The 22390-nt window shown below is 61.2% G+C and carries 19 protein-coding genes; 8 read left to right on the top strand and 11 right to left on the bottom strand.

Going from position 1 to position 22390, the window contains the following annotated elements:
- Positions 1 to 285 carry a PTS transporter subunit EIIB gene (locus tag BLU75_RS17255; protein WP_084381944.1) on the top strand — a complete coding sequence of 95 codons (285 nt, stop codon included), beginning with the start codon at positions 1 to 3 and terminating at the stop codon, positions 283 to 285.
- Between the two features lie 36 nt (positions 286 to 321).
- Here BLU75_RS17255 and mltF read toward each other — a convergent pair whose 3' ends face one another.
- On the bottom strand, positions 322 to 1782 hold the full coding sequence (mltF, locus tag BLU75_RS17250) for a membrane-bound lytic murein transglycosylase MltF (RefSeq protein WP_084381943.1): 1461 nt from the start codon (positions 1780 to 1782) through the stop codon (positions 322 to 324).
- A gap of 286 nt (positions 1783 to 2068) precedes the next feature.
- On the opposite strand from mltF, the gene purL reads away from it, so the two are divergent.
- A complete protein-coding gene (gene purL / locus BLU75_RS17245) occupies positions 2069 to 5965 on the top strand; it encodes a phosphoribosylformylglycinamidine synthase (protein WP_084381942.1) in 3897 nt (1298 codons plus the stop codon).
- Positions 5966 to 5969: 4 nt separating this feature from the next.
- Entirely contained in the window at positions 5970 to 6281 is a 312-nt protein-coding gene (locus BLU75_RS17240; protein WP_084381941.1) for a YqfO family protein, read from the top strand.
- Positions 6282 to 6433: 152 nt separating this feature from the next.
- Here BLU75_RS17240 and BLU75_RS17235 read toward each other — a convergent pair whose 3' ends face one another.
- The 8 genes from BLU75_RS17235 to BLU75_RS17200 all read right to left on the bottom strand — a co-directional run bounded on the left by BLU75_RS17235 (position 6434) and on the right by BLU75_RS17200 (position 16116).
- Entirely contained in the window at positions 6434 to 7351 is a 918-nt protein-coding gene (locus tag BLU75_RS17235) for an IS110 family transposase (protein ID WP_084381955.1), read from the bottom strand.
- A 251-nt stretch (positions 7352 to 7602) separates the two neighbouring features.
- Positions 7603 to 9309, bottom strand: a complete 1707-nt coding sequence (nagE, locus tag BLU75_RS17230) for an N-acetylglucosamine-specific PTS transporter subunit IIBC (protein ID WP_084377331.1) — start codon at positions 9307 to 9309, stop codon at positions 7603 to 7605.
- A gap of 27 nt (positions 9310 to 9336) precedes the next feature.
- Positions 9337 to 11850, bottom strand: coding sequence for a phosphoenolpyruvate--protein phosphotransferase (gene ptsP / locus BLU75_RS17225; RefSeq protein ID WP_084377329.1), 2514 nt, complete (start codon positions 11848 to 11850; stop codon positions 9337 to 9339).
- A gap of 36 nt (positions 11851 to 11886) precedes the next feature.
- The gene (locus tag BLU75_RS17220; protein WP_084377327.1) at positions 11887 to 12897 is read right to left on the bottom strand and encodes an SIS domain-containing protein; all 1011 of its coding nucleotides are present in this window, start codon (positions 12895 to 12897) and stop codon (positions 11887 to 11889) included.
- Entirely contained in the window at positions 12890 to 13996 is a 1107-nt protein-coding gene (nagA, locus tag BLU75_RS17215) for an N-acetylglucosamine-6-phosphate deacetylase (RefSeq protein WP_084377325.1), read from the bottom strand. Before nagA ends, BLU75_RS17220 begins: the two co-directional genes overlap by 8 nt.
- A gap of 10 nt (positions 13997 to 14006) precedes the next feature.
- Positions 14007 to 14765 carry a GntR family transcriptional regulator gene (locus tag BLU75_RS17210; RefSeq protein ID WP_084377324.1) on the bottom strand — a complete coding sequence of 253 codons (759 nt, stop codon included), beginning with the start codon at positions 14763 to 14765 and terminating at the stop codon, positions 14007 to 14009.
- A gap of 263 nt (positions 14766 to 15028) precedes the next feature.
- Positions 15029 to 15532, bottom strand: a complete 504-nt coding sequence (locus tag BLU75_RS17205; RefSeq protein ID WP_084377323.1) for a L,D-transpeptidase family protein — start codon at positions 15530 to 15532, stop codon at positions 15029 to 15031.
- Between the two features lie 35 nt (positions 15533 to 15567).
- The gene (locus tag BLU75_RS17200; RefSeq protein ID WP_084377321.1) at positions 15568 to 16116 is read right to left on the bottom strand and encodes an NUDIX hydrolase; all 549 of its coding nucleotides are present in this window, start codon (positions 16114 to 16116) and stop codon (positions 15568 to 15570) included.
- A gap of 146 nt (positions 16117 to 16262) precedes the next feature.
- Between BLU75_RS17200 and BLU75_RS17195 the strand changes: the two genes are divergently transcribed.
- The 5 genes from BLU75_RS17195 to purT all read left to right on the top strand — a co-directional run bounded on the left by BLU75_RS17195 (position 16263) and on the right by purT (position 19480).
- Entirely contained in the window at positions 16263 to 16865 is a 603-nt protein-coding gene (locus tag BLU75_RS17195; protein ID WP_084377319.1) for a CoA pyrophosphatase, read from the top strand.
- Positions 16866 to 16902: 37 nt separating this feature from the next.
- A complete protein-coding gene (locus tag BLU75_RS17190) occupies positions 16903 to 17427 on the top strand; it encodes a gamma carbonic anhydrase family protein (RefSeq protein ID WP_084377317.1) in 525 nt (174 codons plus the stop codon).
- Positions 17424 to 17630, top strand: coding sequence for a DUF1289 domain-containing protein (locus tag BLU75_RS17185; RefSeq protein WP_084377315.1), 207 nt, complete (start codon positions 17424 to 17426; stop codon positions 17628 to 17630). Before BLU75_RS17190 ends, BLU75_RS17185 begins: the two co-directional genes overlap by 4 nt.
- A gap of 132 nt (positions 17631 to 17762) precedes the next feature.
- Positions 17763 to 18230, top strand: coding sequence for a preQ0 transporter (locus BLU75_RS17180; RefSeq protein ID WP_084377313.1), 468 nt, complete (start codon positions 17763 to 17765; stop codon positions 18228 to 18230).
- A 68-nt stretch (positions 18231 to 18298) separates the two neighbouring features.
- A complete protein-coding gene (purT, locus tag BLU75_RS17175; RefSeq protein WP_084377311.1) occupies positions 18299 to 19480 on the top strand; it encodes a formate-dependent phosphoribosylglycinamide formyltransferase in 1182 nt (393 codons plus the stop codon).
- A 112-nt stretch (positions 19481 to 19592) separates the two neighbouring features.
- On the opposite strand, the gene BLU75_RS17170 is transcribed toward purT, so the two are convergent.
- Both BLU75_RS17170 and BLU75_RS17165 read right to left on the bottom strand, forming a co-directional pair.
- Entirely contained in the window at positions 19593 to 20903 is a 1311-nt protein-coding gene (locus BLU75_RS17170; RefSeq protein WP_084377309.1) for an MFS transporter, read from the bottom strand.
- Positions 20904 to 21141: 238 nt separating this feature from the next.
- Entirely contained in the window at positions 21142 to 22380 is a 1239-nt protein-coding gene (locus BLU75_RS17165) for a transporter associated domain-containing protein (RefSeq protein WP_084377307.1), read from the bottom strand.
- Positions 22381 to 22390 lie beyond the last annotated feature (10 nt).

The raw sequence follows: 22390 nt of genomic DNA, 5'->3' as shown, positions 1-22390 counted from the left end.
ATGTTCGAGAAATTGCAGCAGGCGTTCTGGAAAGCCCTGACGCCGGATTTGATTCTTGAAACACCGCCCACCGCCGCCGTGGCTGAAACACTGTTAGCGCCCGCTGTGCTGGAGGCGTTGGGTGGCGCGGACAACCTTGAATCGCAACAGCGCGTGGCGCTGACGCGGGTTCGGGTGCAACTGCAGGATGCGGGGCGTCTGGATGCGGCGGCGTTGAAGGCAGCAGGTGTGCCGGGAGTGATGGTGCTGGACGGTGGTGTTGTACATCTACTCACCGGCCTTTAGCCAAGTGGAGATCAAAATGTGGGAGCAGCGGTGTATTTAGAGCGGCGGGGTGTCTTGCGCCGGCTTGGTCTTGTCCACGCCCGGCACATGCAGGGCGCCTTCAACCGCCTGCTCGCCCTCCAGTTGCGGCTGGGTCACCCAGGTCAGGATGTCGTAGTAGCGGCGGATGTTGGCCACGAAATGCACGGGTTCACCGCCCCGGGCATAGCCGTAGCGGGTCTTGCTGTACCAGCGCTTCTGTGAAAGGCGCGGCAGCATTTTCTTCACGTCGAGCCACTTGTTGGGGTTCAGCCCTTCCTGCTTCGCCAGTTTGCGCGCGTCATCCAGATGACCGCCGCCAACGTTGTAGGCCGCGAGGGCGAACCAGGTGCGGTCGGGCTCCTCAATCTTGTCGTCCAGCTCGTTCTTGATCATGGCGATGTATTTGGCGCCGCCCTTGATGCTCTGCCGGGCGTCGAGGCGATTAGATACGCCCATTGCCCGGGCGGTGTTCTGCGTCAGCATCATTAAGCCACGCACGCCGGTTTTCGAGGTGACTGTCGGTTGCCAGAGGGATTCCTGGTAGCCAATCGCAGCCAACAGTCGCCAGTCGACTTTTTCTTCCTTGGCCGAGGCCTTGAAGAACTTCTCGTACTTGGGCAAACGCTGCTGCAGGTGTTGGGCGAAGGTATAGGCGCCGACATACCCGAGCACATCAACGTGGCCGTAGTAGCGATCTTTCAGGCGTTGCAGGGTGCCGTTCTTTTCTACCTTATCCAGGTAGCTGTTGACTTCGTCGAGCAGGCTGTTGTCCTCGCCCGGCGCCACGGCCCAGCTTTGATCGCTGGCGTCTCCCAGGTCAAAGGCGACGCGGACCTTGGGGAAGTACACCTGATTCATGGCGACTTCGTTGGAGTCCACCAGCGTCAGGTCGATCTGGCCTTCATCGACCATGCGCAGCAAGTCGACCACTTCAACAGCGTCGGACTCTTCGTATTCAATTGCGGGATTTTTCTGTTTCAGCGCGGCCAATTGTTCGGCATGGGTGCTGCCCTTGAGCACCATGATCTTTTTACCCACCAAGTCTGCGGCGCTGGTGGGGCGGGATTGGCCGTTGCGGTAGATGATCTGCGGGGTGACTTCCAGGTACGGATGCGAGAAACGCACTTGTTGCCGCCGCTGCTCGCTGCTGACCAGGCCCGCGGCGGCCAGTACCGGCCCGTTGGGTTTGCCTAAGCGGCTGAACAAGTCGTCGAGGTTATCGGCGGTCTGGATCTCGAGTGTTACGCCCAGGTCGTCGGCGAAGCGCTTGACCAGTTCGTATTCAAAACCGGTTTCGCCGCTACGGTCCTGGAAGTAGGTGGCCGGACTGTTTCGTGTGACCACCCGCAATACGCCGTCCTCCTTGATTCGCTCTAGCGTGCTGGGTTTATCAACACAGGCGCTGAGCATCAGGAAGAGTCCGGTAGCGATGAGCCATTTGGCGCATCGCGGGCGCAAAGCAGTTGGGAAGAACATCTGCGCAGTATACGCAAAGGACCCTCGGCGCCATATCTCGACAGCGCGGGTCTTGTCTGGTAGCACCCTTGAAACCGCGCTGGAGGCCTTGAAAACGGGGGTTGGGTGAAAAATATGACGATTAAAATAACTGCCCGGCATGGACCGGATGCGGCCTCGATGGCGAGCTGATTCGGCCAACTGACGTTCGGCAGCGGCCAGCAGTGCCGTTTCGGGTGCCGTTGGCGACGGTTTACGCTAGAATGCACGGCCTCAAAGCACACCCCTTCCCGAGGCTGTCCCGAAGATGTTGATCCTGCGCGGCGCTCCTGCCCTTTCTGCCTTTCGCCACAGCAAACTCCTTGAGCAACTGAGCCAGAAGGTTCCAGCTGTTACTGGCCTGTATGCTGAATTTGCTCACTTCGCCGACGTCAACGGTGTCTTGACCGCCGACGAACAGCAAGTGCTGGCGCGCCTTCTGAAGTACGGTCCCAGCGTTCCAGTACAGGAGCCCAACGGCCGCTTGTTCCTGGTCCTGCCACGGTTCGGCACCATCTCGCCCTGGTCGAGCAAGGCCAGCGACATCGCTCGCAACTGCGGCCTGGAAAAAATCCAGCGTCTGGAACGCGGGATCGCCTTCTATGTCGCGGGCCAGTTCAGCGAGGCCGAGGCCGAGCTGATTGCCAGCAGCCTGCACGACCGCATGACCCAGATCATCGTGAGCCAGCTGGAACAGGCCGCTGGCTTGTTCAGCCACGCCGAGCCCAAGCCACTGACCGTGATTGACGTGCTCGGTGGTGGACGCGCCGCCCTCGAAAAGGCCAACACCGAGTTGGGCCTGGCCCTGGCGGAAGACGAGATCGACTATCTGGTCAACGCCTTCACCGGCCTGGCGCGCAATCCGCATGACATCGAGCTGATGATGTTCGCCCAGGCGAACTCTGAGCATTGCCGCCACAAGATCTTCAACGCCAGTTGGGACATCGACGGCGAAAACCAGGAAAAAAGCCTGTTCGGCATGATCAAGAACACCTACGTGATGCACAGCGAAGGCGTTCTTTCTGCTTATAAGGACAATGCCTCGGTCATCGTCGGCTCTGTCGCCGGCCGTTTCTTCCCGGACCCTGAAACCCGCCAGTACGGCGCGGTGCAGGAGCCGGTGCACATCCTGATGAAGGTTGAGACCCACAACCACCCGACCGCGATTGCCCCGTTCCCAGGCGCAGCCACAGGTTCCGGCGGTGAAATCCGTGACGAAGGTGCAACCGGCCGTGGCGCCAAGCCAAAGGCGGGCCTCACCGGCTTCACCGTGTCCAACCTGCAAATCCCTGGCTTTGAACAGCCGTGGGAAGTGCCGTACGGCAAGCCTGAGCGCATCGTCAACGCGCTGGACATCATGATCGAAGGCCCGCTGGGCGGCGCCGCGTTCAACAACGAGTTCGGGCGTCCGGCGCTGACCGGCTACTTCCGTACCTTCGAGCAATCCATCACCACCCCGCGTGGCGATGAAGTGCGTGGCTACCACAAGCCGATCATGTTGGCCGGTGGCATGGGTAACATCCGTGAAAATCACGTGCAGAAAGGCGAGATTCTGGTTGGCTCCAAGCTGATCGTCCTCGGCGGCCCGGCGATGTTGATCGGCCTCGGCGGCGGCGCGGCTTCCTCCATGGCCACCGGCACCAGCTCGGCAGACCTGGATTTTGCTTCCGTGCAGCGCGAAAACCCCGAGATGGAACGCCGTTGCCAGGAAGTCATCGACCGTTGCTGGCAGTTGGGTGAGAAGAACCCGATCAGCTTCATCCACGACGTCGGCGCCGGCGGCTTGTCCAACGCCTTCCCGGAACTGGTCAACGATGGCGAACGTGGTGGCCGTTTCGAACTGCGCAACATTCCAAACGACGAGCCGGGCATGGCCCCGCACGAAATCTGGAGCAACGAATCCCAGGAACGCTACGTTCTGGCGGTCGGTCCTGAAGACTTCGCACGCTTCCAGGCCATCTGCGAACGCGAGCGTTGCCCGTTTGCCGTGGTCGGCGAAGCCACTGCCGAGCCGCAACTGACGGTCACCGACAGCCACTTCGGCAACAGCCCGGTGGACATGCCCCTCGAAGTGTTGCTGGGCAAGGCCCCGCGCATGCATCGCTCGGCGGTTCGCGAAGCCGAGTTGGGTGACGATTTCGACCCAGCGGCCCTCGAACTGGCCGACAGCATCGAGCGCGTGCTGCACCACCCGGCGGTTGCCAGCAAAAGCTTCCTGATCACCATTGGCGACCGCACCATCACCGGCCTCGTGGCCCGTGACCAGATGGTCGGCCCGTGGCAGGTTCCAGTGGCTGACGTTGCCGTCACCGCCACCAGTTTCGACGTCAATACTGGCGAAGCCATGGCCATGGGCGAGCGTACACCGCTGGCCCTGCTGGATGCACCGGCATCGGGCCGCATGGCCATTGGTGAAGTGCTGACCAACATCGCGGCGTCGCGTATCGGCAAGTTGTCCGACATCAAGCTGTCGGCCAACTGGATGTCCGCCGCCGGCCATCCTGGCGAAGACGCGCGTCTGTACGACACCGTGAAAGCCGTTGGCATGGAACTGTGCCCCGAGTTGGGGATCACCATCCCGGTGGGCAAGGACTCGATGTCCATGGCGACCCGCTGGAACGATGCCGGCCAGGACAAGAGCGTCACCTCACCGCTGTCGCTGATCGTTACCGGCTTTGCGCCGGTTACCGATATCCGCCAGACCCTGACCCCGCAACTGCGCATGGACAAGGGCACCACCGACCTGATCCTGATCGACCTGGGGCGTGGCCAGAACCGGATGGGCGCCTCGATTCTCGCTCAGGTGCACGGCAAGCTCGGCAAGCACGCACCGGACGTCGATGACGCCGAAGACCTGAAAGCGTTCTTCGCCGTCATCCAGGGCCTCAACGCCGACGGCCACCTGTTGGCTTACCACGACCGTTCCGACGGCGGCTTGCTGACCAGTGTCGTAGAGATGGCGTTTGCCGGTCACTGCGGCCTGAACATCGTGCTCGACAGCGTTGCCGAAGATGCCGCCGAGATCAACGGCATCCTGTTCAACGAAGAATTGGGTGCGGTGATCCAGGTGCGTCAGGACGCTACGCCGGACGTACTTGCACAATTCAGCGCTGCCGGCCTGGACGACTGCGTGGCGGTGATCGGCCAGCCGATCAATAACGGTGAAGTCAACATCTCCTTCAACGGCGACACTGTATTTGCAGGCCAGCGCCGTCTGCTGCAACGTCAGTGGGCCGAGACCAGCTACCAGATCCAACGCTTGCGTGACAACGTCGACTGCGCCGAGCAGGAGTTCGACGCGATCCTGGAAGAACACAACCCGGGCCTGAGCACCATGCTCAGCTTCGACGTCAACCAGGACATCGCCGCGCCTTACATCAAAAAAGGCATTCGCCCACAAGTTGCGGTACTGCGCGAGCAGGGCGTCAACGGCCAGGTGGAGATGGCGGCCGCGTTCGACCGTGCCGGCTTCAACGCGATCGACGTGCACATGAGCGATATTCTCGCCGGTCGCGTTGACCTCGACGAATTCAAGGGCCTCGTAGCCTGCGGTGGCTTCTCCTACGGTGACGTACTGGGTGCCGGTGAAGGCTGGGCCAAGTCGGCGCTGTTCAACAGCCGCGCGCGTGACGCGTTCCAGGGGTTCTTCGAACGCAACGACAGTTTCACCCTGGGCGTGTGCAACGGTTGCCAGATGATGTCCAACCTCAGCGAACTGATCCCGGGGAGCGAGTTCTGGCCGCACTTTGTGCGTAACCGTTCCGAGCAGTTCGAAGCCCGTGTCGCCATGGTGCAGGTGCAGGAATCGAATTCGATCTTCCTGCAAGGCATGGCCGGTTCGCGAATGCCCATCGCCATCGCCCACGGTGAAGGGCATGCCGAGTTCGAGAACGAAGAAGCGCTGCTGGAAGCCGATCTGTCCGGCACCGTGGCCCTGCGTTTCGTCGACAATCACGGCAAGGTCACCGAGTCCTATCCGGCCAACCCCAACGGCTCGCCACGCGGAATCACCGGTCTTACCAGCCGCGACGGCCGCGTGACCATCATGATGCCGCACCCGGAGCGGGTCTTCCGCGCCGTGCAGAACTCGTGGCGGCCGGAAGAGTGGAACGAGGACGGTGCGTGGATGCGCATGTTCCGCAACGCTCGCGTGTGGGTGAACTAAGGCGATGTACAAGCTTGCCTTCTTTGTGCCCGACGGCCACCTCGAAACGGTGAAAACTGCCGTCTTTGAAGCAGGCGGCGGGCGTATCGGCGACTACGACTGTTGTGCCTGGCAAGTGCTGGGCCAGGGCCAGTTCCGTGCCCTGGACGGCAGCCAGCCGTTTATCGGGCAGGTGGGCCGGGTCGAAGTGGTTGAAGAATGGAAGGTTGAGCTGGTGGTGGCGGATGAGTTGATTGTGGCTGTTGTGGCTGCGCTCAAACTCAGCCATCCGTATGAGACGCCAGCGTATGAAGTGTGGCAGTTGGCGAATTTCTGATTCGTCGGCGGTAAAAACAGGAAACCCGCTGGCCAGTTTGGTCAGCGGGTTTTTTGTTGGCTTTGGGGCCCCATCGCGAGCAAGCCCGCTCCCACATTTTGAACTGTGAATACCCTCAAATGTGGGAGCAACTGTCTTCACCATGCCATTCGTCACCGCCACTCAGTGCCATCTCGCAACATGGCATTGAGCCTAATCAGCAGTACACGCATGCAGGCGATGAGCGCGACCTTCGCGCTCTTACCTCGCTCTCGAAGGCCTTCGTAGCGTGCCTTGAAGTCGGGCTGATGGCGGATTACAACCCAGCAGGACATGTACAGAGCCCGTCTGACACGGGCTCTGCCTCCATAGATATGTCGCTTCCCGCTGTGATTACCGCTGTCGTCGTTCAAGGGCGCGATACCTGCCAAGGCCGCAACCTCACGGCGATCAAGCTCACCTAGTTCGGGCAGATAAACCAGCAAACTCGCGGTGGCAACCGTACCGATACCTTTAACAGAGATGAGCCGCTGGGCTTTTTCTGCGTCCAGTTCGTGCATGCTCTGATTGATGGCCTTATCAAGTTGCCTGATTTGCGTTTGCAGGAAGTGAATATGGCCTTTGATCAGCGCAATAACGGCTGGTAGCTGGGCTTGCTGAAGACGGCGCTTATTGTCGTCTCGTTGCTGAACGAAATGCTCGCGCTGCTGAACCAGCTCGCGGAGCGCTTCACGCTCAGGCGAAATAACCTTGCTGCTTGAGGCATTCAGCACTTCAGCAAAGTCTGCTAGAACGGCCGCATCAATAGCGTCAGTCTTCGCATTCTTGCCCATCGCCACGGCAAAGGATCTGGCTCGGCGAGGATTGACCCTGAGCACCTTGAAGTTTGCGCCTTGCAGAGCCGCCATGGCATTACGCTCATAGCCCCCGGTGGCCTCCAGCAAAATCAGACTGACTTCAAACTGACTCAATCGTCGAATCAGCTCAAGAAATCCTTCTGAAGTGTTTGAAACATCGAAACCTTCGCTCTGTGGTTTAACCCAGACGACAAGGTTTGATTTTGAGATGTCGATACCGACCCAGGAAATCATGGCAAAACCCTCTTACACTCAGATGTGAGAGTGCTCTGGCTTTGCCCACGCTTGTGATTTCGAGTGGCTGCTCGTCCAACTGTTCGGGCTTGTAGGCCAGAGTGGAAAGGTGGATGGCAGCTCGGCTCCCACACGTGCTTTGAGCACCGCGGACTTGCAGCTTGCCATCCACCCCTCTCACCCCAGAGTTTATTCCTAGATCAAGACACAAGCGGGCTTGCTCGCGAATGGTCATAAAAACCAGCACACCTTTAAACCCTGGCGCTGACCTCGCGGCCATTGACCAACCGCTCCATCGCCTCACCCAATCCCGTAGCCTTGTCGCCAATCAACAGATGCCAGACGCCGCTTTCCAGCGAACTCACCCCCTGGCATCCGAGCGCTGTCAGTTGAGGTTCAGACACCACCGACCCATCCCCCAATTCCACCCGCAACCGCGTCATCGCCACCGCTTCCAACTGGCGTACATTCGCCCGGCCGCCCAAGGCGTTCAGCCATTTTTCCGCTTCCTGCAGATTGACCGCCGTCGGCTTATCCACAGGCGCGACCGGCCCAGGTGTTGCCTCGACAAAGGATGGCATCGCCAGTCGAATCTCATCGGCAATGCTGTCGGCCATCGGCCCGACCACCACCTGCAGACTGCCGCCATTGCCCGGGCGCACCACCGCCATTGCGCCCAGCGCTTTGAGCTCGGCATCCAGCGCCTTGTTGCGGTCGCGCATGTCCAGGCGCAGGCGCGTGGTGCAGGCGCCGACGCTGAGCAGGTTGTCGGCGCCGCCCAATGCACGGATATATGCAGAGGCGCGCTGGTTGTCGGTCATGACCTCGGCGTGTGCGACCTGGACGTCTTCGCGTCCCGGTGTCTTCAAGTTGAAGCGACGGATGCAGAAGTTGAACACCGTGTAGTAGATCGCCGCATAAGCCAGGCCTACCGGCAGCACCAGCCAGCCATTGGTCGACTTGCCCCAACCGAGCACCATGTCGATAAATCCGCCGGAGAAGGTAAAACCGAGGTGTATGTCCAGCAGATTGGTCACGGCCATCGATAGGCCGGTCAGCAGCGCGTGCAGCAAATACAGGAACGGCGCGAGGAACATGAAGGCAAATTCGATGGGTTCGGTGACCCCGGTGAGGAATGACGTCAGGGCCATCGACAGGAAAATCCCGCCCATGATCTTGCGCCGTTCCGGCAATGCGTTGCGGTACATCGCCAGGCACGCCGCCGGCAGGCCAAACAACATCACCGGGAACATCCCGGTCATGAACTGGCCGCCGTTGGGGTCGCCGGCGAAGTAGCGGGTCAGGTCGCCAGTGACCACCGCGCCGGTCACCGGGTCAGTGAAACTGCCGAACACAAACCACGCCATATTGTTGAGGATGTGGTGCAGGCCGGTGACGATCAGCAGGCGGTTGAACACGCCAAACACGAACGCGCCCAAGCTGCCGCTTTCCATCAGCAAGGCGCCAAAGCTGTTGATACCGTGCTGGACCGGTGGCCAGATCAGGCCAAAGATCACTCCCAGACCGACAGCGGTAAAGCCGGTAACTATCGGCACAAATCGTCGCCCACCAAAGAATGCCAGGTACTCCGGCAGCTTGATGTCCTTGAAGCGGTTGTACAGCGCGCCGGCCATCAGGCCGCTGACGATCCCGGCGAGCATGCCCATGTTGATGGTGCTGTCCATCACCTTGAGGGTCGAAATCATCACCAGGTAACCAATGGCACCAGCGAGGCCGGCGGTGCCGTTGTTGTCGCGGGCGAAACCCACGGCGATACCGATGGCGAAAATCAGTGCCAGGTTGGCGAAGATCGCCTGCCCGGCATCGTGCATCACGGCGATGTTCAGCAGGTCGGAATCGCCCAGGCGCAGCAAGAGGCCGGCGATCGGCAGGATCGCGATCGGCAGCATCAGCGCACGGCCGAGGCGTTGCAGGCCTTCGATAAAGTGTTGGTACATGGCGTGTCTCCTTTTTTCTTGTTGTTGTCAGCTCAGCGGCCAATGGTGGTGACAGGCTTGGCGAACGGCCTGGGCGCTGCTCAGGTTGAGCAGGCCTTGGCTCAGTTGCCGGCATTGCGCGGCATCCAGATGGCGCACGCGGTCTTTGATTTCGGCAATTTGCGGCGGGCTGACGGACAGCTCGTTGACCCCCAGACCGATCAGCACCGGCGTCGCCAGTGGATCGGACGCCAGGGCGCCGCAGACTCCCACCCAACACCCGTGTTTGGCGGCTCCGCTGCAGGTCTGGGCGATCAGCCGCAGCAGTGCCGGGTGCAAGGCATCGACTCGAGCGGCGAGGCCAGCGTGGTCGCGGTCCATCGCCAGGGTGTATTGGGACAGGTCATTGGTGCCGATGGACAGGAAGTCCGCATGCTCGGCCAATTGATCGGCCATCAACGCGGCGGCGGGGACTTCGATCATGACCCCCAGCTCCGGGCGTTGGCTCAATTCTAGCTCGAGGCACAACTGGTCCAGGCGCTGGCGGATGTGCAGTAACTCGTCGACTTCGCTGACCATCGGCAGCAGGATCCGGCAACGTTGCAACGGGCTGACCTGAAGCAGGGCGCGCAGTTGCTGGTCGAGCAGTTCGGGACGCACTTGCGCCATGCGTATGCCGCGCAAGCCCAGCACCGGGTTGGCTTCAACGGGTAATGGCAAGTAGTCCAGTTGCTTGTCACCGCCGACGTCGATGGTGCGGATGATCACCGGCTTGTCGCCCATGGCATCCAGTACCGCCTGGTAAGCCTGGCGTTGCTCCTGTTCATCGGGTGCGGTGCGACGGTCGACAAATAAAAACTCGGTGCGCAACAAGCCGACACCATCCGCGCCGTTGGCAAAGGCGAGCAGCGCCTCGTTGCTCGACGCGACATTCGCCGCCACTTCAATACCCAGCCCGTCGAGGGTGCGCGCGCGCGCCTGGGCCTGCGCTTGCTGCTGCTGGCGCTTGAGTTGCTGCGCCTGGCGAATCTGCTGGACCTCGGCGTGGCGTGCTTCGGTGGGTGTCAGTTCCAGGCGGCCGTTGCTGGCGTCCAGTACCACGCGCTGGCCTTGCGGCACTTCCAGCACTGCGCCGCCCAGTGCAACCACACAGGGTAGACCTTTGCCCCGGGCAAGAATCGCCACATGGGACGTCGCGCCGCCTTCGGCCATGCAGATACCAACGGCCTGCTGCTCGCTCAGTTGCAGTAGATCGGATGGGGTCAATTCATGCGCGACGACGATGGCGCCCGCGGGCAACTCGAAGTGCCAGGCCTTGCCCAACAGTGCACGCAGCACTCGCTGCTGCAGGTCCCGCAGGTCGTTGGTACGTTCGGCAAACAAAGGTTTACCCAAGGCCAGCAACACCGTGCATTGAGCCTGGATTGCATCGCGCCAGGCATGGGTGGCGGCGCTGCCTTGTTCGATGGCGCGGGTGGCGGTTTCCAGCAGTGTGGGGTCTTCCAGCAGCGCCAGGTGCGCGGTGAAAATCTGTTCTTCTTCCTCGTCCTTGCGTCGACGTGCCTGGTTCAAGGTGTCGCGGATTTCGCCACGGACCTGCTCCAGGGCAACGTCCAGATGCTGCAACTGTTCGTCGACCGCGTGATTGCGCGGGTCGGCTGGCAATTCAATCCCGTTCAGCCGGAACAAGGGCCCGCAGACCAGTCCTGGCGCGGCGCAGACACCTTGCAACACACCCGCTTCGGCGGGGGCGCGGCGTGGGGCAGCGGCCACTGGCGCGGGGGCTGCGTCGTGGACCGGTACGGACAGCGCCGCGAGCAGGGCTTGCAAGGCCGCTTCGCAATCCATGCCACGGCAACTGACCTGTACCTCGTCCTGCTCGCCGATGCCCAGTCCCATCAGCGCGGTCAGGCTGTCACAGGAGGCCGACTTGCCGGCGAAATGCAGGTACGACTGGCTGCTGAAGTCTTGCGCCGTCTTGCGGATCAGCGCAGCGGGACGCGCATGCAGACCGCCACGGTGAGTGATGCGAATGCTGGCGCTGGCTTCACTGCTGGCGTGGTCGACGGGCAGCGCCGGTGTGGTCGAGGCGCTGCGTGGCGAGATGTGCAACAGCGGCTCACCGACCTTTACCGTCTGCAGGTTGATCGGCCGCTGTTCGAAGTGCTCGCCGTTGGTCAGGATGATCAGGCTGATCAGGCTTTTGCACTGACGGGCGATGCGGTCCAGGTCAAAGCGGACCAAGGCCTGGCCGTTTTCGACCCGCGCGCCTTTTTCGACCAGCAAGGCAAAGCCTTCGCCATTCAGTTCGACCGTATCGATGCCCACATGCAAGAGGATTTCGGCACCGTTGTCGGCGCGAATGGTCAGCGCATGCCCGGTGCGGGCGACATGTATCACCACGCCCGCACACGGGGCGTACAGGCAATCGTTAAGCGGGTCGATGGCAATGCCATCGCCCATGGCGCCGCTGGCGAAGACGTCATCCGGGACGTTGCCCAGCTTCAGCACCGGTCCACTCAAGGGCGCACTGAGGGTGAGATGGTTTTTATTGTTAGGCATGGGCACGGTTCTCATCAGGAAATCGCTGCAGTCCACTCAGTGGGTGCGGGTCACTTTGCTCAGGTGACGGGGCTGGTCCGGATCCATGCCCCTGGCGTGCGCCAGACCGGCGGCCATCACGTAGAAACTCTGGATCGCGAGTATCGGGTCGAGAGCCGGGTGCTCGGCGCGACTCAAGGTCAGGTCACGTTCGGCAACATCATCGGGCGCGGCCAGCAGCACGCGGGCGCCCCGTTGGCGCATCTCCTCGGCCAATGTGAGCAGGCCCGCCTGTTCGGCGCCGCGCGGGGCGAAGACCAGCAGCGGGTAGTTATCGTCGATCAAGGCCATCGGCCCGTGGCGCACTTCGGCGCTGCTGAAGGCTTCGGCCTGGATCGCCGAGGTTTCCTTGAGCTTGAGCGCGGCTTCCTGGGCAATGGCAAAACCGGCGCCACGCCCGATCACCATCAGGCGCTGGCAGTCGCGCAGCGCTTCGATGGCCAGGCTCCAATCCTGGGTCGCCGCTTCACGCAAGCCGGCGGGCAAGGCTTGGCACGCTTCGAGCAGCGCGTCCTCCTGATTCCAGTGAGCGATCAATTGCGCACTGGCGCTCAACGTGGCGATAAAGCTCTTGGTGGCGGCGACGCTGCGTTCCGGTCCGGCGCACAGCGGCACGTGGAATTCGCACGCGGCCTCCAGTGGCGAGTCCTCGGCATTGACCAGGGAAACGCTCAACGCCCCGCGCTTGCGCAATACACGCAGGCTGTTGACCAGGTCGGGGCTCTGTCCCGACTGCGAGAAACCAAAGGCCACTTGGCCGCTGACTTTCAGCGGCGATTGCGAGAGGGTCACCACTGACATCGGCAACGACGCCACGGGGATTCCCAGGTGCTGCATGGTCAGATAGGCAAAGTAGCTGGCGGCATGATCCGAGCTGCCGCGGGCTACGGTCATCGCCACTTGCGGCGGTTGGCGGCGCAGACGGCCGGCGACGTCCGCCAGCATCGGTTCCAGGCGTTGCAGTTGAGCCTCGACGGCCTCACAGGAGGACAGCGCCTCTTCAAACATTTTTGAAGTCAATGGTTTCTCCTTCGACCATTACGTCGGTGAGGTTCAGGGAGCGATCCAGGCGCACGCAGTCGGCAAAGCTGCCGGGTTGCAGGCGACCGCGTTCTTCCAGGCCCAGATAGTCCGCAGGAAATTGCGACAAACGTTGTGAGGCTTCGCTGATAGGCAGACCGATTTTCACCAGATTGCGCAGGGCCTGGTCCATGGTCAGGGTGCTGCCGGCCAGGGTGCCGTCGGCCAGTCGCACACCGCCCAGGCATTTGGTCACGGTGTGGCTGCCCAGCTTGTATTCGCCGTCGGGCATGCCGGCGGCGGCCGTGGAATCGGTGACGCAGTACAGGCAGGGAATCGCGCGCAGGGCTACACGCATGGCGCCGGGGTGCACGTGCAGCAAGTCCGGAATCAACTCGGCATACCGGGCATGGGCCAAGGCCGCCCCGACGATGCCCGGCTCGCGGTGATGTAGCGGGCTCATGGCGTTATACAGATGGGTGAAACTGGTGGCGCCGGCGGCGAGGGCAGCCACGCCTTCCTCATAGCTGCCCAAAGTGTGGCCGATCTGCATGCGCACGCCGCGCGCACTAAGACTGCGAATCAGCGCGTCATGGCCGGCGATTTCCGGGGCGATGGTGATCACCCGGATCGGGGCCAGGCGCAGGTATTCCTCGACTTCTGCCATCAGCGCGGTGTGGGCGAAGTTAGGTTGAGCGCCGAGTTTTCCCGGATTGATGTAGGGACCTTCCAGGTGTACCCCGAGAACTCGCGCGCTGCCCGCAGGACGCTGTTCGCAGAACGTGCCGAGTTGACCGAGCACGCTGGAGATTTCCTCCACCGGCGCTGTCATGGTGGTGGCCAGCAGCGAGGTGGTACCAAAACGCACGTGGGTGCGGGTGATGGTCTCGAAGGCGTCGGCGCCTTCCATGATGTCTTTGCCGCCACCGCCATGTACGTGCAGGTCGATAAAACCGGGCAGCAGGTAGGGCAGGTCGTTGTCGGCCGGGTCGCAAGGGGTGCCTTCAATGGCGCTGACCTTGCCGTGCCGGTGTACCAGTCGGCCGCGAAACCAGCCTTGGGGCGTGAGGATATTGTCTTCGGACATGGGCAGTTCTCTAGGGCCGCAGTTCGGCGGCAAAGTCGTACCGACGAAGCTCCGCGACGAAGTCGTAGTAGTCGTTGCGGCAGTAGGTGTCGGTGATTTCAATCGGCGTGTTATCGGCGGTGTAACCGACGCGGGTCATCAGCAGCATGGCGGTGCCGGGCGCGATACCCACCAGGCCTGCGAACTCGTCCGAGGCATTGATTGCCTGTACATGCTGCAAGGCGCGGACGATGGGCTTGCCGATGCTTTCGAAGTATTCATACAGCGAACTGCCCAACGCCTGCGGCTGCGGCAGCACCGAGGCCGGGACGGCAGTCATTTCAATGGCCATCACCGTGTCATCGGCTTTGCGCAAACGCTTGAGTCGCGCCACCTTGTCGTTGGTCGACAGACACAGGCGGATCAATTCTTCGTGGGTTGGCGGGGTGATCTCGCGCTCCAGCCATTGGGAGCCGGGCACAAAGCCCTTGAGGCGCAACATCTCGCTGAAACCCGACAGGCGTGACAGCGGTTGTTCCAGGCGCGGCGTGATAAAGGTGCCTGAACCTTGGCTGCGACGGATCAGGCCCTGGGTAAACAACACTTCCAAGGCTTTGCGGGCGGTGACCCGCGAGATGCTCAACTGCTCACTGAGCACGCGTTCCGACGGCAGAGCCTGTTCGGAGGTCCACTGGCCGGCATGGATCGCCGCTTCCAGCTTGCGCGCCAATTGCAGGTACAGCGGCATGGATTGTTTATCGTCGGGGCGCAAGGCCAGGATGGGATTCATCTGTCAGGTTTCCGATGCGGTTATTGGAGTGTTGTCGCCCGGTATTGAGCGAAAAATTAATACCACTTAAATACCATGTCAATGCGACCAGAGCGGTGTGCCTGATGGTTTATGGGGGCTTTCAGGGTGTCTGGTATTCAGTGGTATTAGAGAGGTCTTTATTGCGCGCAGGGCTGTACAGTCCGCGCGGTGAACTGGTATTCACCGGCGGGTGGTGTCGGGGGCGGGAAATATTTTTGAATTGATTTACCAACGGTCGAGGATTACGGCCGAATCTCGATCATCGTGCCGTCTTTCACCAAGCGCCAGACTTCACGCATGTCGACGTTGCGCATGCCGATGCAGCCATCGGTCCAGTCCAGCGTGTGAAACCACTGTTCCGGGTAGTCTTCGCTGTCTGGCGTGCCGTGGATCATGATCATGCTGCCGGGCTTGACCCCTTCGCGGCGGGCGCGGGCGGCGTCACTGATGTTCGGGTAGGAGATGTGCATGGAGAGATTGAAGCGGTCGCTGGTCTTGCGCCAGTCGATCCAGTAGAAACCTTCCGGCGTGCGGCGGTCGCCTTCGATAAATTTGTGACCCTTGGGGTTTTTACCCAGGGAAATGCGGTAGGTCTTGAAAGGCTTGCCATCGTTGATCAGTTGCAACTGATGGGCGGATTTGAGCACCAGAACCTTCTCGACCGGCTTGCCGCCCAAGGTGGTCAGAGTGGACGCCGACGACAGGCTGACAAACGAAAGGCAGAACAGAGCGAGCAACCAACGCATTGAAACAATATCCCTTTGAAGTCGGCCCGGGAGGGTTATTTTGCCGGTTGAGTCAGCGGCGGCACTGATTCGCTGCGCACTGGAAACACCTGTTGCCGACGGTCGGCGAAAAAGCATTCTAAAGTACGTCCGACGGTGCGGAAAGCCAGCTCGGACCAAGGGATATCGGCCTCATCGAACAGCTGCACTTCGAGGCTCTCGATGCCTGGCTGGAAATCCAGGTCGATCAGCTCGGCACGGTAGAAAATATGCACCTGGCTGATGTGCGGTACGTCGATCAAGGTGTAGATATTCAGGTCGCGGACTCTGGCGCAGGCTTCCTCCAGGGTTTCGCGTACCGCCGCCTGTTCAACGGTCTCGCCGTTCTCCATAAACCCGGCGGGCAGGGTCCAGTAGCCCAGGCGCGGCTCGATGGCGCGACGGCATAACAGCACTTGCTTGCCCCAGACTGGCACGGTGCCAGCGACGATGTTGGGATTCTGATAGTGAATGGTTTGACAGTGGTCGCAGACATGCCGCAAGCGTGCGTCGCCTTCGGGAATGCGTTGGGTGACCGGTTTGCCGCACTGGCTGCAGAAATTCATGCTTGGGTTCCTGGGGACTGTGCCTATCTTGGCGTGCAGGGCTTTGCCCTGCAAGTTGTCGTTTCGCGACACGACCCGGGTTTTGGGCTTGGGGGGCCGCACGCTTTGGTGCATCATGCAAGGTAGCCAACAGATCGAGATGACTCATGCTGGACGAGCTACTTCGCCGTGTAAGCAATCACACACCACGCACTCTGGAAACTGACAGTCGTTTCCCCGAGGCTGCCGTGCTGGTGCCGATTACCCGCAGTGACGAACCCGAGCTGATCCTGACCCTGCGCGCCAGCGGACTGTCGACCCACGGCGGTGAAGTGGCGTTTCCCGGCGGGCGTCGCGACCCCGAGGACCCGGACCTGGTCTTCACCGCGCTACGCGAGGCCGAAGAGGAAATCGGCCTGCCACCGGGCCTGGTGGAAGTGATCGGCCCGTTGAGCCCGTTGATCTCCCTGCACGGCATTCGTGTCACACCTTACGTGGGGGTCGTCCCCGATTACGTCGAATACCTGGCCAACGATGCTGAAATTGCGGCGGTGTTCAACGTGCCCCTGGAGTTTTTTCGCCAGGATCCCCGTGAGCACACACATCGCATCGATTACCAGGGGCGCAGTTGGTACGTGCCCAGTTATCGATTTGGTGAATACAAGATCTGGGGCCTGACGGCGATCATGATCGTCGAGCTGATCAACCTGCTGTATGACGATGCCGACATCAGCCTGCACCGTCCGCCGAAAAGCTTCATCAATACCTGAGCCATCGCTTCGTATGGCGCGCCGTGAGGAACAAACCATGAAATACCGCCTGGGCGACGCCCGAGTCGAAACCCATCCCCACAGTTGGGTGGCCCCGAATGCCACGCTCGTGGGCCGGGTCAAATTGGAAGAGGGGGCCAACGTCTGGTTCAACGCGGTATTGCGCGGCGACAACGAGTTGATCCTGATCGGCAAGAACAGCAATGTTCAAGATGGCACGGTGATGCATACCGACATGGGCTACCCGCTGACCTTAGGCACGGGTGTGACCGTCGGCCATAACGCCATGCTCCACGGTTGCACCGTTGGCGACTACAGCTTGATCGGTATTAACGCGGTCATTCTCAACGGCGCGAAAATCGGCAAAAACTGCATCATCGGCGCCAACTCGCTGATCGGTGAAGGCAAGGAAATTCCCGATGGGTCTCTGGTGATGGGCTCGCCGGGCAAAGTGGTGCGCGAACTGACTGAGCAGCAGAAAAAAATGCTGGAAGCCAGTGCCGCGCACTATGTGCATAACTCCCAGCGCTATGCGCGAGATCTGCTTGAGCAGGAAGAATGAGTGTCGCGGAACGTCCGGTCGCCTCGCCCTGTGTGAGCATTTGTGCGCTGGATGAGGATGACGTGTGTACCGGCTGCCAGCGCACCGCTGCGGAAATTACCCGTTGGGGGCTGATGGACAATGCTGAGCGCCGCGTGGTGCTGGGCTTGTGCCATGAGCGGGCGGTGGCGAGTGGGATGGTGTGGATGTTACCCGCGAAATAATCGTTACCCCTGTAGAAGCGAGCTTGCTCACGAAAAACGCAAGGACACCGCGTATAGTCAGGTGTCCCGTGTAATCGTTGATGTTTTTCGCGAGCAAAGCTCGCTCCTACAGGTATAGGTTTCTTCGTTTTTATGCTTTTCCTGATTGCCTACATCAGCAGCGTCGTGCTGATCAACTTCGCCTTTTCCACCGCCCCTCACCTGGATGTCATCTGGTCCGCCTGGGGTGGCCTGGTGTTTATCCTGCGGGACATGGTGCAAACCCGCTTCGGCCATGGCGCGATTATCGCCATGTTGGCGGCGTTGGTACTGTCCTACATCACCTCCGATCCCTCCATCGCATTCGCCAGCGCCACGGCGTTCGCGGTGTCCGAGTGCATTGACTGGCTGGTGTTCAGCATCACCAAGCGCCCGTTGCACGACCGGTTGTGGCTCAGTTCGGCGCTGAGCATTCCCCTCGATACCTTCATTTTCTTCGGCATGATCGGCGTGCTTACACCCGTGGCGGTCGGTACCGCCCTGGCCTCGAAATTTGCCGGGGTGAGCGTGGTGTGGCTGGCGATGGCCTGGCGTTTGCGGCGCCAGCGTGTGGTCAACTGAGGCCAATTGCCGCGGTTCATGTAAAATGCCCGCCTTTCTCCCCTGATCCGCTGCCCTGAGGACCTGTGATGACCCGAATCGGAACTCCATTGTCGCCCACCGCGACCCGTGTATTGATGTGTGGCTGCGGTGAGCTGGGCAAGGAAGTGGTAATTGAACTGCAGCGCCTGGGCGTTGAAGTAATCGCCGTGGATCGTTACGCCAACGCGCCGGCGATGCAGGTTGCCCATCGCAGCCATGTGATCAACATGCTCGACGGCGCCGCCCTGCGTGCAGTGATCGAAGCTGAAAAACCAGACTTCATCGTTCCGGAAATCGAAGCCATCGCCACCGCCACCCTGGTGGAGCTGGAGTCCGAAGGTTTCACCGTGATTCCCACCGCCCGTGCGGCGCAGTTGACCATGAACCGCGAAGGCATCCGTCGCCTGGCCGCTGAAGAGCTGGACCTGCCGACCTCGCCGTATCACTTTGCAGACACCGTGGAAGACTACCGCAAGGCCGTCGAAGACCTGGGCTTTCCGTGTGTGGTCAAGCCGGTGATGAGTTCGTCGGGCAAGGGCCAGAGCCTGTTGCGCAGTGCCGATGACGTGCAGAAAGCCTGGGAATATGCCCAGGAAGGTGGCCGCGCCGGCAAGGGGCGGGTGATCATCGAAGGTTTTATCGACTTCGACTACGAAATCACCTTGCTGACTGTGCGTCACATCGGTGGCACCACATTCTGCGCGCCGGTGGGGCATCGCCAGGAGAAGGGCGACTATCAGGAATCCTGGCAGCCGCAGGCCATGAGTCCGGTTGCGCTGGCCGAATCCGAGCGTGTCGCCAAAGCTGTGACCGAAGCGCTGGGCGGCCGTGGTCTGTTTGGTGTCGAGCTGTTCATCAAAGGCGACCAGGTGTGGTTCAGCGAAGTTTCGCCGCGTCCGCACGACACGGGTCTGGTGACGTTGATTTCCCAGGACTTGTCGCAATTTGCCCTGCATGCGCGGGCTATTCTGGGCTTGCCGATCCCGTTGATCCGTCAGTTCGGGCCCTCGGCGTCGTCGGTGATCCTGGTGGAAGGGCAGTCGACCCAGACCGCGTTCGCCAATCTCGGTGCCGCGTTGAGCGAGCCGGATACCGCGTTGCGCCTGTTTGGCAAACCCGAAGTCAATGGCGAGCGCCGCATGGGCGTGGCGTTGGCGCGCGATGAATCGATTGACGCGGCGCGGGCCAAGGCGACTCGTGCCTCGCAGGCTGTCAGCGTAGAGTTGTAGCGCAACCTCCCCTTGTAGGAGCGAGCTTGCTCGCGAAAGTATTTCAGGCGCATGGCGGCGTCGGATGTACCTTTTTCGCGAGCAAGCTCGCTCCTACAGAGGATTCGACCTGTCACTCGACCTTGTTCAAGTCGTTATACCGCGTCTCTTTCAGGCACAGCACTGCAATCAAGCTCAACAGCGCTGCCGCCGATACATACCCGCCGACATAACTCAGGCCACCCATCGCCACCAGCTTGGTCGCGAAGAACGGTGCCGCCGATGCACCGACAATCCCGCCCAGGTTATACGCCGCTGACGCGCCGGTATATCGCACGCGGGTCGGGAACAACTCCGGCAGCAGCGCGCCCATTGGCGCGAAGGTCACGCCCATCAGGAACAGCTCTAGGCACAGGAACAGCGCTACCGCCCAGGTCGAGCCGTGGGTCAGCAACGGCTCCATGGTGAAGCCCGAGAGAATGGCCAATACCGCGCCAGTGATCAGCACCGGTTTGCGTCCATAACGGTCACTGGCCCAGGCCGCCAGCGGCGTTGCCGCTCCCATGAACAGCACCGCAAAGCACAGCAGGGCGAGGAAGGTTTCGCGGCTGTAGCCCAGTGTTGTCACGCCGTAGCTCAGGGAAAATGCGGTGGTGATATAGAACAGTGCATAACACACCACCATTGCCGCCGCGCCCAGCAATACTGGCATCCAGTATTGGCTGAACAGCTCCACCAACGGCACTTTTACCGGCTTCTCCTTGGCGACGGCGTTGGCGAATACTGGGGTCTCGTGCAGTTTCAGTCGTGCGTACAGGCCGACCATAACCAACGCGGCACTGAGCAGGAACGGAATGCGCCAGCCCCAGCTACGGAATTGCTCGTCGCTCAGGTTCATGGCCAGAATCAAGAACAGGCCGTTGGCGGCGAGAAAACCAATGGATGGTCCCAACTGCGGAAACATACCGAACCAGGCACGTTTGCCTTTCGGTGCGTTTTCGGTCGCCAGCAACGCCGCGCCGCCCCATTCCCCGCCCAACCCGAGACCTTGGCCAAAGCGCAGCACGCAAAGCAGGATCGGCGCCCAGGCGCCGATGGTGTCGTAACCGGGCAGCAAGCCGATCAGCGTGGTACAGACGCCCATCAGCAGCAAGGACGCCACGAGTGTCGATTTGCGCCCAATCCGGTCACCGAAGTGGCCGAACAGTGCCGAGCCCAATGGCCGGGCGATAAAGGCGATACCAAAGGTCAGGAAAGCCGCGAGCATCTGCGCGGTGCCGGAGGTTTGCGGAAAAAACACCGGGCCGATCACCAGTGCGGCGGCCGTGGCGTAGATATAGAAGTCGTAGAACTCGATGGCGGTACCGACAATGCTCGCGGTTGCAACACGGCGGGTCGAGTTGATCGGCGCGGCGGGCGCGGCCTCGTTATAGGTGGTGCTCATTGACGTACCCCTGATGGTCGTTGCGCGCTTGGCGCGAATTATTATTGGTCGAACACCCATGGATCAGGGCAGTGCGCGGGGCGGCTCGGGATCGGAGCGTACCGGTCAGACACGATAAAGCGCTGCCTGGACGCGCTCAGTGCGGGTAGCACGCGGTCGGGCGGGGCTTGGGTAAGCCTGCGGGATTATAGGAAGGGCGCCGAAGATCAAACAAGTGCCTCGAGCACGGATCTTTGGTCTAAACCACCATCGGCAGCGTGCCGGTATGCCAGATCAGCACCTTGCTCACCCGGTTGTCCTCGGTTTCAAGGATTTCCAGGCGGTAGCGACCAATTTTCACGCATACCGCGCAGTCCGGAATGGTCTCCAGTGCTTCGGTCGCCAGCCCATTCAGGGTCTTGGGGCCGTCGCTGGGCAGGTGCCAGCCCAGGCATTTGTTCAGTTCACGAATCGATACGGCGCCATCAATCACGTAGCGGCCATCCGGCTGCGCTTGGATGAGCGGATTGTCCAGGCTCTGCTCGTTTTCAAATTCGCCGACGATCTCTTCGAGAATGTCTTCCAGGGTGACGATGCCCAGCACTTCGCCGTACTCGTCCACCACCATGCCCAGGCGGCGTTGCTGTTTGTGGAAGTTCAGCAGTTGCAGTTGCAGCGGTGTGCTTTCCGGGACGAAGTACGGTTCATGGCAGGCCTCGAGCAGGGCTTCCTTGGTCAGGCTGGCATCCGGCAGCAGATGTTGGACCTGTCGGGTGTTAAGCACCGCCTCGACCTGATTGATGTCGCTGTGGAACACCGGCAGGCGCGTGCGCTGGTTGCTGCGCAGTTGTTCGAGGATGTTCTCGAGCGTGTCGTCAAGGTTGATGCCGTCCACTTCGCTGCGCGGCACCAGAATGTCGTTGACCGTGATGTTGTCCAGGGCATGGATGCCCGGCAAGCCTTGCATGTGGTTTTCGGCCGCGTCCAATGCCTGTTCGTCAGCGTGATCGGGCTGCGGCTCGTCACTCTGTTTGACGATCCCGGATCTGCGCGCAAACGGACGCAACAGCAACAGGCTGACGCTGTTGAGCAGCCAGGCCAGCGGGTAGAGGATCTTCAAGGGCACCGCCAGCAACGTATTGCCAAAGCCCAGCACCGCTTGTGGATATCGGGTGGCGAGGGTGCGAGGCAAATAGTCGGCCAGTATCAGCAAAGTGGCACTGGAAATCAGCCAGCCAAGCCATGGACCGTTTTCGGCCCAGGCATAGATCGCCAGCAAGGTGCAGAGAATCACCACCACCGCGCGGCACAGCGTGTTGCACAGAATCAGGCTGTTGCGGGGGAAGTTCAGCCGGGCTGCGGCTTTGTCGCCCTGGCGTGTTCCGGGGCGCAGGGCCAGCAGATGGTGTTGGGCGGCTTCGATGGCGGTAAACAGCGCCGACCATAAAACCAGCAGGGCCACTACCGCGAACATCGGCTCCAGGGGCAAATTGTGCATGATCGCAGCC

Origin of the sequence: Pseudomonas mucidolens (genome assembly GCF_900106045.1) — a bacterium.
GTDB classification, from domain to species: Bacteria; Pseudomonadota; Gammaproteobacteria; order Pseudomonadales; family Pseudomonadaceae; genus Aquipseudomonas; species Aquipseudomonas mucidolens.
This window is presented reverse-complemented; position numbering and strand designations above follow the sequence as displayed.

Excerpts from the sequence above, each read along its gene's own strand:
- BLU75_RS17255 (WP_084381944.1), top strand. The coding sequence starts at position 1 with ATGTTCGAGAAATTGCAGCAGGCGTTCTGGAAAGCCCTGACGCCGGAT.
- mltF (WP_084381943.1), bottom strand. The coding sequence starts at position 1,782 with ATGTTCTTCCCAACTGCTTTGCGCCCGCGATGCGCCAAATGGCTCATC.
- purL (WP_084381942.1), top strand. The coding sequence starts at position 2,069 with ATGTTGATCCTGCGCGGCGCTCCTGCCCTTTCTGCCTTTCGCCACAGC.
- BLU75_RS17240 (WP_084381941.1), top strand. The coding sequence starts at position 5,970 with ATGTACAAGCTTGCCTTCTTTGTGCCCGACGGCCACCTCGAAACGGTG.
- BLU75_RS17235 (WP_084381955.1), bottom strand. The coding sequence starts at position 7,351 with ATGATTTCCTGGGTCGGTATCGACATCTCAAAATCAAACCTTGTCGTC.
- nagE (WP_084377331.1), bottom strand. The coding sequence starts at position 9,309 with ATGTACCAACACTTTATCGAAGGCCTGCAACGCCTCGGCCGTGCGCTG.
- ptsP (WP_084377329.1), bottom strand. The coding sequence starts at position 11,850 with ATGCCTAACAATAAAAACCATCTCACCCTCAGTGCGCCCTTGAGTGGA.
- BLU75_RS17220 (WP_084377327.1), bottom strand. The coding sequence starts at position 12,897 with ATGTTTGAAGAGGCGCTGTCCTCCTGTGAGGCCGTCGAGGCTCAACTG.
- nagA (WP_084377325.1), bottom strand. The coding sequence starts at position 13,996 with ATGTCCGAAGACAATATCCTCACGCCCCAAGGCTGGTTTCGCGGCCGA.
- BLU75_RS17210 (WP_084377324.1), bottom strand. The coding sequence starts at position 14,765 with ATGAATCCCATCCTGGCCTTGCGCCCCGACGATAAACAATCCATGCCG.
- BLU75_RS17205 (WP_084377323.1), bottom strand. The coding sequence starts at position 15,532 with ATGCGTTGGTTGCTCGCTCTGTTCTGCCTTTCGTTTGTCAGCCTGTCG.
- BLU75_RS17200 (WP_084377321.1), bottom strand. The coding sequence starts at position 16,116 with ATGAATTTCTGCAGCCAGTGCGGCAAACCGGTCACCCAACGCATTCCC.
- BLU75_RS17195 (WP_084377319.1), top strand. The coding sequence starts at position 16,263 with ATGCTGGACGAGCTACTTCGCCGTGTAAGCAATCACACACCACGCACT.
- BLU75_RS17190 (WP_084377317.1), top strand. The coding sequence starts at position 16,903 with ATGAAATACCGCCTGGGCGACGCCCGAGTCGAAACCCATCCCCACAGT.
- BLU75_RS17185 (WP_084377315.1), top strand. The coding sequence starts at position 17,424 with ATGAGTGTCGCGGAACGTCCGGTCGCCTCGCCCTGTGTGAGCATTTGT.
- BLU75_RS17180 (WP_084377313.1), top strand. The coding sequence starts at position 17,763 with ATGCTTTTCCTGATTGCCTACATCAGCAGCGTCGTGCTGATCAACTTC.
- purT (WP_084377311.1), top strand. The coding sequence starts at position 18,299 with ATGACCCGAATCGGAACTCCATTGTCGCCCACCGCGACCCGTGTATTG.
- BLU75_RS17170 (WP_084377309.1), bottom strand. The coding sequence starts at position 20,903 with ATGAGCACCACCTATAACGAGGCCGCGCCCGCCGCGCCGATCAACTCG.
- BLU75_RS17165 (WP_084377307.1), bottom strand. The coding sequence starts at position 22,380 with ATGCACAATTTGCCCCTGGAGCCGATGTTCGCGGTAGTGGCCCTGCTG.